13 protein-coding genes are annotated in these 12823 nt (G+C 64.7%); 5 read left to right on the top strand and 8 right to left on the bottom strand.

The window, feature by feature from the left end:
* Positions 1 to 5 precede the first annotated feature (5 nt).
* The 5 genes from gcvT to J8I29_RS02015 all read left to right on the top strand — a co-directional run bounded on the left by gcvT (position 6) and on the right by J8I29_RS02015 (position 5085).
* Positions 6 to 1157, top strand: coding sequence for a glycine cleavage system aminomethyltransferase GcvT (gene gcvT, locus J8I29_RS02035; RefSeq protein ID WP_209430445.1), 1152 nt, complete (start codon positions 6 to 8; stop codon positions 1155 to 1157).
* Between the two features lie 190 nt (positions 1158 to 1347).
* The gene (gene gcvH, locus J8I29_RS02030) at positions 1348 to 1719 is read left to right on the top strand and encodes a glycine cleavage system protein GcvH (protein WP_209430444.1); all 372 of its coding nucleotides are present in this window, start codon (positions 1348 to 1350) and stop codon (positions 1717 to 1719) included.
* Positions 1720 to 1722: 3 nt separating this feature from the next.
* Positions 1723 to 3063, top strand: coding sequence for an aminomethyl-transferring glycine dehydrogenase subunit GcvPA (gene gcvPA / locus J8I29_RS02025; RefSeq protein ID WP_209430443.1), 1341 nt, complete (start codon positions 1723 to 1725; stop codon positions 3061 to 3063).
* Entirely contained in the window at positions 3063 to 4628 is a 1566-nt protein-coding gene (gene gcvPB / locus J8I29_RS02020; RefSeq protein WP_209430442.1) for an aminomethyl-transferring glycine dehydrogenase subunit GcvPB, read from the top strand. The genes gcvPA and gcvPB overlap by 1 nt, the downstream gene beginning before the upstream one ends.
* 58 nt (positions 4629 to 4686) lie before the next feature.
* On the top strand, positions 4687 to 5085 hold the full coding sequence (locus tag J8I29_RS02015; protein ID WP_209430441.1) for a hypothetical protein: 399 nt from the start codon (positions 4687 to 4689) through the stop codon (positions 5083 to 5085).
* Positions 5086 to 5104: 19 nt separating this feature from the next.
* Here J8I29_RS02015 and speD read toward each other — a convergent pair whose 3' ends face one another.
* The 8 genes from speD to J8I29_RS01975 form a co-directional block, all read right to left on the bottom strand.
* A complete protein-coding gene (gene speD / locus J8I29_RS02010; RefSeq protein WP_209430440.1) occupies positions 5105 to 5494 on the bottom strand; it encodes an adenosylmethionine decarboxylase in 390 nt (129 codons plus the stop codon).
* Complete coding sequence (locus tag J8I29_RS02005; protein ID WP_209430439.1) at positions 5494 to 6651, bottom strand: hypothetical protein; 1158 nt, start codon at positions 6649 to 6651, stop codon at positions 5494 to 5496. The genes speD and J8I29_RS02005 overlap by 1 nt, the downstream gene beginning before the upstream one ends.
* Positions 6651 to 8321 carry an FAD-dependent oxidoreductase gene (locus J8I29_RS02000; RefSeq protein WP_209430438.1) on the bottom strand — a complete coding sequence of 557 codons (1671 nt, stop codon included), beginning with the start codon at positions 8319 to 8321 and terminating at the stop codon, positions 6651 to 6653. Before J8I29_RS02000 ends, J8I29_RS02005 begins: the two co-directional genes overlap by 1 nt.
* Positions 8322 to 8444: 123 nt before the next feature.
* Positions 8445 to 9953: a polyamine aminopropyltransferase gene (locus J8I29_RS01995; RefSeq protein WP_209430437.1), complete on the bottom strand. Its 1509-nt coding sequence runs from the start codon at positions 9951 to 9953 to the stop codon at positions 8445 to 8447.
* Between the two features lie 164 nt (positions 9954 to 10117).
* Entirely contained in the window at positions 10118 to 10345 is a 228-nt protein-coding gene (locus J8I29_RS01990; RefSeq protein ID WP_105861501.1) for a DUF350 domain-containing protein, read from the bottom strand.
* Between the two features lie 9 nt (positions 10346 to 10354).
* The gene (locus J8I29_RS01985) at positions 10355 to 10555 is read right to left on the bottom strand and encodes a hypothetical protein (RefSeq protein WP_146126864.1); all 201 of its coding nucleotides are present in this window, start codon (positions 10553 to 10555) and stop codon (positions 10355 to 10357) included.
* A complete protein-coding gene (locus J8I29_RS01980; RefSeq protein WP_181161077.1) occupies positions 10552 to 12117 on the bottom strand; it encodes a DUF4178 domain-containing protein in 1566 nt (521 codons plus the stop codon). Before J8I29_RS01980 ends, J8I29_RS01985 begins: the two co-directional genes overlap by 4 nt.
* A complete protein-coding gene (locus J8I29_RS01975; RefSeq protein ID WP_105861498.1) occupies positions 12117 to 12797 on the bottom strand; it encodes a DUF4178 domain-containing protein in 681 nt (226 codons plus the stop codon). Before J8I29_RS01975 ends, J8I29_RS01980 begins: the two co-directional genes overlap by 1 nt.
* Between the last annotated feature and the right edge of the window lie 26 nt (positions 12798 to 12823).

Raw genomic sequence — 12823 nt, 5'->3', positions numbered from 1 at the left:
TGCCCATGGCCGAGCCAGCCGCGAGCCCAGATCAGCAAACGCTCCTGAAGACCCCCCTTCATGCCGAGCATGTCGCCCTCGGCGCGCGCATGGTACCGTTTGCCGGCTATGACATGCCGGTCCAGTATCCCACCGGGATCATCGCCGAGCACAATCATACGCGCAATGCGGCCGGCCTGTTCGACGTGTCGCACATGGGGCAGGCCTATCTCATCGCCGACAGCCATGAAGCCGTTGCCGCGGCCCTGGAAACCCTGGTGCCGGCCGATATTCTCAATCTCGCCCCGGGTCGCCAGCGCTACACCCAGTTCCTGAACGATGAAGGCGGCACGCTCGACGACTTGATGGTGACGCGCTCGACCGACCCCGCCGAAGACGGCAAGCTCGGCCTGGTGGTCAATGCCGGCTGCAAGGAGGCCGACTTTGCCCTGTTGCGCGACAAGATCGGCGACAGCGCCCAGTTGGTCATTGCTGCCGACTACGCCCTGCTCGCATTGCAGGGTCCGCTCGCGGCTGCCGTGCTGGCCGATCATAGCCCCGACGCAGCCGCCATGCCCTTCATGGCCTCCCGCCGCTCGACCTTCGACGGCATCGCGGTCGGCCTCTCCCGCTCGGGCTATACCGGAGAGGACGGCTATGAGATCTCGGTTCACAACGACAAGGCCGTCACCCTCTGGCGCACGCTGCTGGCCGACGAGCGGGTCAAGCCGATCGGCCTCGGCGCCCGCGATTCGCTGCGCCTGGAAGCCGGTTTGTGTCTCTATGGCCATGAGCTCGACCCGACCATCTCACCGGTCGAGGCCGGCCTGCTGTGGTCGATCCAGAAGCGCCGCCGCGAACAGGGCGGCTTTCCCGGTGCGTCCCGCATTCAGCGCGAAATCGCTTCGGGGCCCGCGCGGGTTCGCGTCGGCCTCAAACCGGAGGGTCGCGCGCCCGTGCGCGAGGGCGCGGCACTGAAGAATGCAGCTGGCCAAACCGTCGGCATCGTCACCTCCGGCGGCTTCGGCCCCAGCGTGGGCGGTCCCATCGCCATTGGCTATGTGCCCCCTGCCCTGTCGGCTGAAGGCACCGGCCTCACCGTCGAATTGCGCGGCAAGGACGTGCCGATACAGGTCGCGCCACTGCCATTCGCGCCACACCGCTTCCATAGGTCGTAGAGGAGAGCGAAATTTCACCCTCCCCTGGAGGGGGAGGGTCGGACGAAGTCCGGGGTGGGGTGACGGTACTTGCCTTCCGCACAATTCCTCACCCCGTTTTCACCGATCGATAGTTCATCACCCCACCCCGACGCTGGCGCGTCGACCCTCCCCCTGCAGGGGAGGGTGTGTAAACCACCAGAGGAAAACCATGGCCACGATCAAATTCACCAGCGACCATGAATATGTATCCGTCGAGGGCGATGTCGCCACGATCGGCATCACCGACTACGCCCAGTCGCAGCTCGGCGACGTGGTGTTCGTCGAACTCCCGGCTGCCGGCAAGGTGCTCAAGCAGGGCGACGAAGCCGCAGTGGTGGAATCGGTAAAGGCCGCGAGCGAAGTCTATGCGCCGGTCTCCGGGGAGGTGCTGGAAGTGAACGAAGCCCTGCCCGACGCGCCCTCCACCGTGAACGAGGATCCGCTCGGCAAGGGCTGGTTCATCAAGATCAAGCTCTCCAACCCGGACGAACTCGATGCCCTCATGGACGATGCGGCCTACAAGGCCCATATCGGAGCCTGATCCATGCGCTATCTACCCCTGACCGCCGAGGATCGCAGCGCCATGCTGGCGAAGATCGGCGTCAACGGCATCGACGATCTCTTCGCCAGCGTCCCCGCCGACAAGCTCCTGAAGGCGCCGCCAGTGCTGCCAAACGCCAAGAGCGAAATGGCGGTCGAGAAGATCATGACCGCCTTCGCCTCGCGCAATGTCACGGCATCCTCGGTACCCTTCTTCGTCGGCGCCGGCGCCTACAAGCATCATGTGCCGGCGACCGTCGACCATCTGATCCAGCGTTCGGAATTCCTCACCTCCTACACGCCATACCAGCCCGAGATCGCGCAGGGCACGCTGCAATATCTCTACGAGTTCCAGACCCAGGTCGCGCTGCTGACCGGCATGGAAGTCGCCAATGCCTCGATGTATGACGGCTCGACCGGCACGGCCGAAGCCGTGCTGATGGCCCATCGAGTCACCCGCCGCTCCAAGGCGATCCTCTCCGGCGGCCTGCATCCGCATTATACCGACGTGGTGCACACCATCTCGAAGATGGCCGGCCATACCGAGGTGGCCATGCCCGCCGATGTGGACGGCAGCGAGGACCTGATTGCTAAGATCGACGGCGAGACCTCCTGCGTGGTGGTGCAGAACCCTGATGTCTTCGGCAATCTGCGCGATCTCACTCCGATCGCGCAGGCCTGCCACAAGGCTGGTGCCCTGCTGATCTCCGTGTTCACCGAGGCTGTTTCGCTCGGCCTGATCAAATCGCCGGGCGAAATGGGCGCCGATATCGTGGTCGGCGAGGGCCAGTCCATCGGCAATGCCCTCAACTATGGCGGGCCCTATGTCGGCCTGTTCGCCACGCGGCAGAAATATGTGCGCCAGATGCCCGGGCGCCTCTGCGGGCAGACCGTGGATGCCGAGGGCCGGCGCGGTTTCGTGCTGACGCTCTCCACCCGCGAGCAGCATATCCGCCGCGACAAGGCGACCTCGAACATCTGCACCAATTCCGGCCTGTGCGTGCTCGCCTTCACCATCCACATGGCGCTGCTGGGCGAGAAGGGCCTGCGCAAGCTCGCCCTCGTCAACCACGCCAATGCGGTGAAGCTGGCCGACATGCTGGCCAAGGTGAAGGGCATCGAGCTCATCCAGAAGAACTTCTTCAACGAATTCACCATCCGGGTACCTGGTAGTGCCGCCTCGCTGCTGGAGAAGCTGGCAGCCCGAGGCATTCTGGGGGGCGTGCCCTATTCGCGCCTGTCGCCCAACGCCGAGCTGAAGGATCTCCTGATCATCGCCTCCACCGAAGTGAACACCGACGAGGACCGCACCGCCCTCGTCAGCGCCCTGAAGGAGCTGGTCTGATGTTGAACCGCCAGGGACGCCCCTCTTCTTCCGGCGAAGGCGCCGAGGCTGTCCACCCCACTTTCACGGGCAATCGCGCCCTCGTCATCGAGGAAGCCTTGCTGTTCGAGATCGGCCGCACGGATGTGACCGGCGTCGACGTCGAGGAGGTGGAGGAGTTCGAGCCGCGGCTCGGCGCCTTCGAGCGCAAGGATCCGATCGGCCTACCCGGCTTTTCCGAGCCGGAGGCGATGCGCCATTTCGTACGCCTGAGCCAGAAGAATTTCGGCATCGACACCGGGCTCTTTCCGCTCGGCTCCTGCACCATGAAGCACAATCCGCGGCTCAACGAGAAGGTGGCGCGGCTGCCGGGTTTCGCCGACATCCATCCTTTGCAGCCGATCTCCACCGTGCCCGGCGCGCTGGCGGTGATCGATCATCTTGCCCATTACCTCAAGACCCTCACCGGCATGCCGGCGGTGGCGATGAGCCCGAAAGCCGGCGCACATGGCGAGCTCTGTGGCATGATGGCGATCAAGGCCGCCATCGCGGCCCGGGGTGAAGGCGAGACACGCAAGGTCGTGCTGGTGCCGGACTCGGCCCATGGCACCAATCCGGCCACCGCCGCCCTGATCGGCTTCACGGTCGAATCGATCCCCGTGCGCGAGGATGGCACCGTCGATCCCGCCGAGATCAAGAAGGCCCTGGGTCCGCATGTCGCCGCGATCATGCTGACCAACCCCAACACCTGCGGCCTGTTCGAGCGTGACGTCAGCGCGATCGCCGATGTGGTGCACGAGGCGGGCGCCTATTTCTACTGCGACGGCGCCAATTTCAACGCCATCGTCGGCAAGGTGCGCCCCGGCGATCTCGGCATCGATGCCATGCACATCAACCTGCACAAGACCTTCTCGACGCCCCATGGCGGCGGCGGGCCGGGCGCGGGGCCGGTGGTGCTCTCCGACAAGCTCGCCCCCTTCGCGCCCTTCCCCTATGTCGTCAATGCCCGCGTGCTGGTCGAACGGGCCGAAGAGGTGATGAACGGCGAGACGCCTTTCGGCCGCCTCACCGCCTTCCAGGGCCAGATGGGCATGTTCACGCGGGCGCTGACCTACATGCTCTCGCATGGCGCCGACGGCATGCGGCAGGCCTCCGAAGACGCGGTGCTCTCCGCCAACTATATCCGCGCCAGCCTCGCTGACCTGATGTCGGCCCCCTTCGGCGACCAGCCCTGCATGCACGAGGCCCTGTTCGACGACACCTGGCTTAGGGATACCGGCGTGACCACGCTCGATTTCGCCAAGGCGATGATCGACGAGGGCTATCATCCGATGACGGTGTATTTCCCCCTCGTGGTGCACGGCGCCATGCTGATCGAACCGACGGAGAGCGAATCCAAGGCCTCGCTCGACCTCTTCATCGCCACGCTGCGCGACCTCGCCTTGGCCGCCAGGCGCGGCGAGACCGAGCGCTTCTCCGGCGCGCCCTACCATGCCCCGCGCCGGCGCCTGGACGAGACCCGTGCCGCCCGCCAACCTGTGCTGCGCTGGACGCAGCCGGAGCCGATCAAGGACGCGGCGGAATAGGAAACGATCATTCCCGCCGGCGCGGGCCCTGCGGGATTTTCACAGCACCGGGCCAGGCATGGGCTTCTTCCAGCTCTTCATCGACCGCCATCTCGACATCGAGACGATCAAAAGTGCCATCCGGCATTATTTCGGGTCGGAGCGGGCGATCGCCTATTTCGTCTCCAAGGAGGAGATGTATGAAAGCTGGGGCGCCGGTGGCGACAGGCCGCTCGATGTCCATGTCGTCATCGCGCCCTTGAGCAAGACCTATCCTCTCCTGCTCGACGTCTGGCAGCCCGGCCCGGACTCGCTCGAAGAGGAGCGGCGCTTCGCGATCTATTTTTCGAAGGCAGCCAACTGCCGCTCGATCATCACCGACGAGGAACTGAACCCCTATAGCTGGTATTGCGTGGATCCATCGGGGATTATCGAGACGGTCTACCTTACTGATGCCGATATGGGCGTGGAGGAGTGAGGCTTGCAGGGCGATTGCCTCATCCCCTCCGATGCTCGCTCACCGTCACCCGCCCCGGCGCGAAATGGGTTTCCAGCACAGGCAGCGCCCGGCGGGGGTCGCAGCGCCCGCACATGAAGATGTCGAGGGCGGCATAGCCGGTCTCGGGCCAGGTGTGGATGCTGATATGGGATTCGGCGAGCAGGGCGACGCCGGTGATGCCGCCGGTATCGCCGAAGCCATGCAGCGTGACGGCAAGCACCGTGGCGCCGCAGGCGTCCGCCGCCTCGCGCAAGGCGCGTTCGATTCCCTCGGCATCGCGCAAGCCGCGGCAATCCCAGAAATCCACTAGAAGATGCAGGCCGGGCGCGAAAGCCGGGACTGCGACGGTGGGGGTGGTTGGGCCCGGATCGCGCTTGGCGTCGTCCATCACGGCCGCCCCGGCTGTTGTGCGGCGTGCTGCTGCACGGCGCGCTCCTGCGCGAACAGCACCTGCTTCCAATTGGTGTCCTTGGTCTGCATGCGCCAGATGAAGGCATCGAGGATGTAATGGGTAGCCTGGGGCATGGCGAGCAATGGCGCCAGCCAGATCAGGGTATCGGACCCCTCCAGCGACGGCAGCGCCTCGAAGAGGCCGAACAGGCCGCCATGTTCGCGCCAGACGAAGCCGTCCCATAGCCCCTCCTCCAGGAAGGCGAGGCCGACGAGGATGGCCATATAAACGGGCACCGCCCGCCAGGTGAAGAGGCGGGCGATCCACGGCGCCAGGAAGGAACTGCGTGCGCCCTGCAACCGCGCCTGGTTGCGGCCATAGCCCCAGATCAAGGCGATGTAGGGAATGCCGTGGGCGATGATATTGGTCCCGGTGAAGACGAGATCGTTGTCGAACAGCACGATGCCGATGAACCAGGACGTTGCCGTCCCGACGAGCAGGAGATTGCGTGGCAGGTTGAAGCCGGCGCCGCGCCTGATCAAGATCATTTCCTTGGCGGCATAAGCAACGAGAATGGCGCCATAGACGATGCCGGCGACGGTTGCGAGCAACGGCAGGTCGAGGCGGATGAAATCGCCGTCCACGAACCACGAGAATTGCCGCCTGTGGCAATGCCAGTAGACCAGCGGATAGAGGGTGGCGCCATAGATTGCCGCCTTGTCGATGCGGCGAAACAGGACCGGCAAGCCCCGTTCACGGCGCGCATAGATCATCATGAACCCATATTGCTGCCGCACGAAATGAAACACGGCCGCATAGGCGAGCACGCGCCAGAACACCAGGCTGCCGCACCAGTAGAGCAGGCAGCCCCCAAGCCAGGCCAACACCGGCGTCAGTCCGTAGAGCAAGGGCCGTGCCGTCAGCTCGGCCCGGTCGAGATAGGTACGGAACAGGGTGGAATAGACATGGGCGACATCGACGCCCACCACCAGCACCAGCCAGAGCCAGGGCGAGGTCTCGCCGATGGCAGCATTGCCGAACAAGGGCCAGGCCAGGGCAGCCAGCGTCACCAGCACCGCGGGCGCCAGGATGAAGCTGAGGTCGAAACGGGCCGAAAAGATCCAGGGCTGCACTTTCAGGAGGGTTTGCGCCATCACAGCACCGTCACGTAACGATGGCCAGTATAGGCCATGGCGTTCTCAGCCGCACGCACCCCATGCGTATAGGCCTCCTCGAAGATGGAGATGCCGCTCATATCGGAATGAGCGGTAAAGAGCGGCGGCTTCTGGTTCAGCCCGGCACGCCGCTGCGGGCCCCAGATGAAGCCGGGCACCGGTCTGACCATGGCATGGCCCCAGATCCAGACGTCGGCCCTCTCGACATGGCCCTCGAGTTCGGGATGCACGGCGAGAAGTTCCTTGAGGAAGATCGCCTGCCACTCGTTCAGGGGGCGGGCCAATGCCTCGCGGCGTGCTTCCGCCGGCGGCAGATGGCTGAGCGGCCAGTAGTAGGTCAGCACGGTCCTGGTCGGGCGCATCTGGGGGATCTGGTGCGTTGCCACGACATAACCGAGCAAGGGGCTGTCGAAGACGACATTGTCCCAGGCGAGACTGGCGCCCACACCACCGGGCAGGCGGCCGAGCGTGATATTGGCAACGGCCCATGGCGCATAGGAGAAACCGGCAGCGCGGCCGGGATCGCGCATGAGCCGCGCCGAGACGAAATGCGGCGTCGCCAGGATGGCGGCTCTGGCCTCGATGCGGAAAGCCTTGTCGGCGGCCGCATCCCAGACGTCGACGGTAACGCCAGCGTTACCGGCCACGCCATTGCCCTTCTCTTCGACGGCATAAGCAAGCGATTGCGTGCGGATGCGCGAGCCGAGCGCTTCGGCAAGACGGCGCGCCAGATAGCCATTGCCCTCCGGCCAGGTGACCAAGCCCTGATCGTCCGCGTCGGCGCCCCGGCCGTTGCGGGCAGCGAAATAATGGATGCCGGCCCACGCCGAAACATCCTGGGCGCGCGCGCCATAATCGTCGCGGCAGCAATAGTCGACATACCAGGCCAGGGACGGCGAGCGATAGCCCTCCTTCTCCATCCAGGCCGTCATGGTGATGCCGTCGAGCGCCATCAAATCGGCGTCCTGCGAGCTCAGGTCGAGCGGAATGGCGAAGGCGCGCCGGCCGTCACGGCCGATACGCTGACGAAACGTCTTCATCGCCGCAAAGAAACGCCTGCCATCGGCCTCCTCGTCCGCATCGAGGCCGATGGCGGGCATCAGGCCCTCCTGCCAGCGTCCATAGCGATAGAGCCGCTCCGAGGGATCCGCACAGACAGCATAGTCATCATAGATGGCCGTGCCCTTGGCGTCGTAACCGGTGATGATGCCGAAATCCTGGAACAGCGCCCTGACCGCCCTGGCCTCCTCGGTGAGCAGCGGCACGTAATGAGCGCCCCACGGGAAGGCGCAGACCTCGTTGCGGCCGCTGGCGGCATTGCCGCCGGGAGAGGCCTCGAGATCGAGCAGCAGGAAATCGTCGTAGCCGGCCTTGGCGAGGCGGTAGCCGGCGCCGAGGCCGGCAATCCCTCCGCCCACGATGACGACGCCGGTCTTGCGGATCTCGCCGGCAACCGGGAAGGACCCGTTCCGCAGCCTGTGGCCGATACGGGACGACGCGCCCACCAGGTCCCCCGGCAGGGAACCGCCTCCGCCGCCGCCGGGCAGCGCCTTGCCCGCCAGCAATTCTCCGCCGACCAGCCCGGCGCCGGCCAGGCCGAGCGAGGCGGCCCCCAGGGCAAGGAACTGCTTGCGGCTGATCCGGGTCATGGCGAAGGTCGCCCTGAAAACGTCATTGCGAGTGCAGCGAAGCAATCCAATCCCTCGGGCGGGTCAAAGCTGGATTGCTTCGCTACGCTCGCAATGACGGCCGGCAAAATCGAAGCCGAATGTCTAATAAATGAGGTAATTGCCCCACTCCTCGTCGAAATAGCGCACCAACGGCTGATCGTCGAGGCGCTGGATGGCAGTGGCGACATGGGCCATGTCGGGCGGGAATTGGAACATCGCCTTCATGGTGGTCACATCGAGGAAACGCAGCCCCCCGGGCAGGCGGTCCGGCGGGCGATAGGGCGAGAAGGAGCCGATGATGAAGCCCCACTCCCCGAAGGACGGCACGAAGAGGTGGTAGGCCGCGGTCTGAAAGCCCGCCGCCGCCAGCGTGTTGTTGACGCACCAGAAGGACTTGCGCGCGACCAAAGGCGAGGTGCTCTGGATCACCACCAGCCCGTCCTGGTTCACCGCCGATTTCAGGAGGCGGTAGAAGGTGAGCGAATAGAGCTTGCCGATCGAGAAATTGGAGGGGTCGGGCAGGTCGATGATCACCGCATCGAAACGTGCGTCGGCCGGCTTCTGCTCCCGCAGCCAGAGGAAGGCGTCGGCATTGATCAGCGTCAGCTTGGGCGAAGCCAGCGAGCCGCCATTGAGACCGGTCATCATCTCGTTGTGCGAGAACAGGCGCGTCACGGCGGGATCGAGGTCGACCATGGTGACCGCCTCGACCGCCGGATATTTCAGCACCTCCCGCAGCGCCAGCCCGTCGCCGCCGCCGATGATCAGCACCCTGCGCGGCGCTTTCAGGGCGCTCATCACGGGATGCACCAGCGCCTCGTGGTAGCGATATTCGTCGAGCGAGGAGAATTGCAGGTTCGAATTGAGGAAGAGGCGGACATCGCGCTGCTGGCGCGTGACCACGATGCGCTGATAGGGCGTCGACTCTGCGTAAATTACCGTGCCCGGATAGGCGCTCGCCTCCGCCATCGACTGGATGCGCTCGGACCAGATGAAACCAGCGCCGAGCAGGGCCAGGACCGCGAAGGCCGCGGCCTTGTGCGCGCCGCGCCGGAGGATGGGCGCCTCGATGGCATAGAGTACCCAGATTGCCACCAGCGTATTGAGGATACCGAACAGGAAGGCCGAACGGATCAGGCCGAGATAGGGCACCAGCACCAGCGGAAACAGCAGGGAGGCGAAGAGCGCGCCGATATAGTCGAAGGTGAAGACCTTGGAGACCAGATCCTTGAAGGCGAGCCGCCCTTCCAGGATGCGCAGCAGCAGCGGAATCTCGATGCCGACCAGAATGCCGATCACCCCCACCAGCGAGTAAAGCCAGAGCCGGAAGGAGGCGACGTGGTCGAACAGGACGAAGAGGGCCGCCGCCGAACTGCCGCCGACCGCTCCGACCAGCAGCTCGATGCGGACGAAATGGCCGAGGAGATCACGCTCGAGATAGCGCGAAAGCCATGAGCCCACGCCCATGGCGAAGAGATAGGTGCCGATGATGGTGGAGAACTGCGTGACGGAATCGCCAAGCAGATAGCTCGCCAGCGTACCGGCGATCAGTTCGTAGATCAGCCCGCAGGTTGCGATCACGAAGGCCGAGAAGAGCAGCAGGATTTCCACGAACGCGCCTTCGGATTACTGTTGTGGCGGGATTACCACCCAAACCTCACGTCATTGCGAGCGCAGCGAAGCAATTCAAGGCCCTGGAATGGGACCGGCTGGATTGCTTCGCTACGCTCGCAATGACTGAAAGGCCAAGCATGACAGTCCCGCCTGACATGCCGTCAGCCATGGATCGCCGAGGCGATGATGATGGCGATGCCGAGAGCCACCGAGCCCAGGAAGACAGCCAGGGCCATGTTTCGCTTTTCGCACAGTTCCTTCCACACCTGCACCTTCGGGGTAAGCAGGTCGAGAAGCACGAAAGCAACGACGAAGACCAGGATGCCGATGCCCGAATAGACCAGCGACGCAACGACGAATTTCAGTTCGATCAGGCCGGAGACGTCCATGAATGACCCCTATTTATGATATGAATAGCCGCCGCCAGAGCTTCTGCCCCCGCCGCCGAACCAGCCGGAGGAGCCGCCGTCGCTACTTCTGAGGCCGCGGCTGGTGGTCTGCTTGCCGTGCCACATATTGGCCAGCGAATAGCCGCCGAAATTGCCGAGCGCCATGCCGAACACGACGGCCCCGGCGAAGATCATCTGAATCCTGCTCACGTGTCCTCGCTGCCGAAACTGCTGAAGTCGTCGCTCGACCAGGAACTGTCGCTGTCGTCGTCATCGCTCGACGACCACCAATCATCGGTCCCGGAATCGGAGTTGCTGGTGCCGGCGGCGGCGGCGACGAAACCGCCCGCCGCCAGGTTGCCGGACAGCGATGGTGCTTCCTCATCGATGCCGCCCTGCTCCCAGCGCGACCGCTCGAAGCGCCGGTCGCGAAAGAAGCCGAAGCCGGCGCCGAGGGCCAGCAGGCCGACGGCGCCGAGATAGTTCGACCAGATCGGCACATCGTGCCGTACCGTGACCGTGAACGTTTCCGAAGGCAGGGGATTGGCGGGCGCGGGAGCAACGGCGGGTTGCGAGGCGGGTGCACTCCCGGCCTGGCCATTGTTGCGCAGCCAGGTCTGCAGATAATCCTCCCGCGCCACCATCGGCACGGTCTCCGGCACCTTGGTGAACAGGCCGGCATTGGTGTCGATCAGCAATTTGTAGGTGCCGGCCGGCACCGGTGACAGCAATTCGCTGGTGCGCTCGGTGACCCGCCCGCTGCTGTAATTCTCCAGCCCCTGGGAGGCGTGATAGCTGCGGTTGGTCTCGACATTGACCAGGGCGACGTCGAGCTCCAGCCAATCATCCTTGAGCTCGGCGCTGGTCTCGAACTCGATATTGCCGCGGCCCTCCAGGCGGAACGGTTCGGAAGCGAAGGTCTTGCCCTTGTCGGCGGATGTCAGGGTGAAGGTCTGCGAGACGACCTGGCGTCCGGGCGAGAGGGCGAGCGAGCCAAACTGCAGCAGCGTCGCCACGCCAAGGGCGGCGAGCGGCACCCTAAGCCAGCGCTTGTGCGGATTGGGCTGGTTGACGCCGGGCCCATAGCGCTCGTCCGCCAGCGGCAGCTTGAAGGCTTCGGCCACCTGGCTGGGTTCGAGATAGATGCCTTCGGAGACGATGATTTCCTCATCGTTGCTCTCGACCATCAGCCGATGGGGCGAGGCGATATAGTCCGTCGTCTCGGTGACGTCCGCCGTGGAAGCGCGCCAATAGAATTCGCCCGCGACATATTTGGTAAGCGCCTGTCCCTTGCTGAAGAAGGCATAGCGCCGCCCCTCGACCGTGATGTCGACGGCGCTGCCGGCCGCCGGGACGTCGCGGGTGAGCATCTTCACCAAGGTCCAATGGCCGGCTTCCCGGACCAGGAAGCGATAGCCCCGATAGGGATTGAAGAGGAGATATTCGATCCACTCGTAATATCCTGTCCGGTCGCTCCGGCGCATATAGCCGACGACCTCCCATTCGACGTCCTGCAGCCGCCCGCGGGCGCCGATCGGAATTTCCGAGGGCTCCAACGCAGCCTGCGCCTTCTGGATGATGCGCAAATTCTCGTCGGCGACGTCGATCAGCGAGGAGCATTGGCTGCAGGTGGCGCTGATCGACTGGCCGACGGCGCGCAGCGTCACCGACCCGCCGCAATTGGGACAGGCAAAGGTTCGCGGCCGTCCGGGCGGCCGTGGCGCAGGTGCGGCCGGTGACGGGGATGGCGGCGGCGCAAGGGGCTCATCCATCACCAGCCCTCCAGTGGCCTGAGATTGGAGAAGCGCAAGGCGTCCCATTCCAGATAACGGCCGAAATAGACATTGGCCTCCACACCATCATGTTCGAGCGTGGCGAATTCGCCATCGGTACCGATACAATCGATCGACACGGTGCGCCGGCCTTTGGGGGCCGCGAAGGGCAATTCACCTTCCGACCCCAGGCAGGTCGCCAGCTTGATATCGACGGCCTTGAGCTGAACGCCCTTCACCGTCACCGAGAAGCCCGGCCTTACGTCGGTGGCACCGTCCTCGCTCTCCTTCAGCAGCGGCCGGCAGCGATCCAGTGCTTCGCGCACATTGTTCCAGGACTTCTCCTCCGCCTTGAAGCTCACCGAGAAGAACCCCTGCGCCTCGCCGATCCAGCCTTCGCGGCCATCATCCATCAGCATGCGCCATTCGTTCCACAGCCCGTCGCTCCAGCCGATCTTCAGGCGACCGATAATGGTGAAGGACTGGCCGTCGAACATACCGCCGGTGCCGAGCTGAAGAGGGCTCATGTCGTCGGGCAGAGCCGCCATCACGCCGAGCGACGCCACGTCGACATCGGTGCGCACCACCATGGACTGGCAATAGGCACAGACGGCATAGACCGACTGCGCCGACCGGAACACGACATCCGCTCCGCAGGAAGGGCAGGCGAATTTACGCATTGGGCCTCGTATGGATCACGGGATTG

Source organism: Labrys sp. LIt4 (assembly GCF_017813775.1).
Lineage (GTDB): Bacteria > Pseudomonadota > Alphaproteobacteria > Rhizobiales > Labraceae > Labrys > Labrys okinawensis_A.
This window is presented reverse-complemented; position numbering and strand designations above follow the sequence as displayed.

Coding starts and splice junctions, on each gene's coding strand:
- gcvPA (WP_209430443.1), top strand. CDS start 1,723: ATGCGCTATCTACCCCTGACCGCCGAGGATCGCAGCGCCATGCTGGCG.
- J8I29_RS01980 (WP_181161077.1), bottom strand. CDS start 12,117: ATGGATGAGCCCCTTGCGCCGCCGCCATCCCCGTCACCGGCCGCACCT.
- gcvH (WP_209430444.1), top strand. CDS start 1,348: ATGGCCACGATCAAATTCACCAGCGACCATGAATATGTATCCGTCGAG.
- J8I29_RS01990 (WP_105861501.1), bottom strand. CDS start 10,345: ATGGACGTCTCCGGCCTGATCGAACTGAAATTCGTCGTTGCGTCGCTG.
- J8I29_RS01975 (WP_105861498.1), bottom strand. CDS start 12,797: ATGCGTAAATTCGCCTGCCCTTCCTGCGGAGCGGATGTCGTGTTCCGG.
- J8I29_RS02015 (WP_209430441.1), top strand. CDS start 4,687: ATGGGCTTCTTCCAGCTCTTCATCGACCGCCATCTCGACATCGAGACG.
- J8I29_RS02000 (WP_209430438.1), bottom strand. CDS start 8,321: ATGACCCGGATCAGCCGCAAGCAGTTCCTTGCCCTGGGGGCCGCCTCG.
- gcvPB (WP_209430442.1), top strand. CDS start 3,063: ATGTTGAACCGCCAGGGACGCCCCTCTTCTTCCGGCGAAGGCGCCGAG.
- J8I29_RS02005 (WP_209430439.1), bottom strand. CDS start 6,651: ATGGCGCAAACCCTCCTGAAAGTGCAGCCCTGGATCTTTTCGGCCCGT.
- gcvT (WP_209430445.1), top strand. CDS start 6: ATGGCCGAGCCAGCCGCGAGCCCAGATCAGCAAACGCTCCTGAAGACC.
- speD (WP_209430440.1), bottom strand. CDS start 5,494: ATGGACGACGCCAAGCGCGATCCGGGCCCAACCACCCCCACCGTCGCA.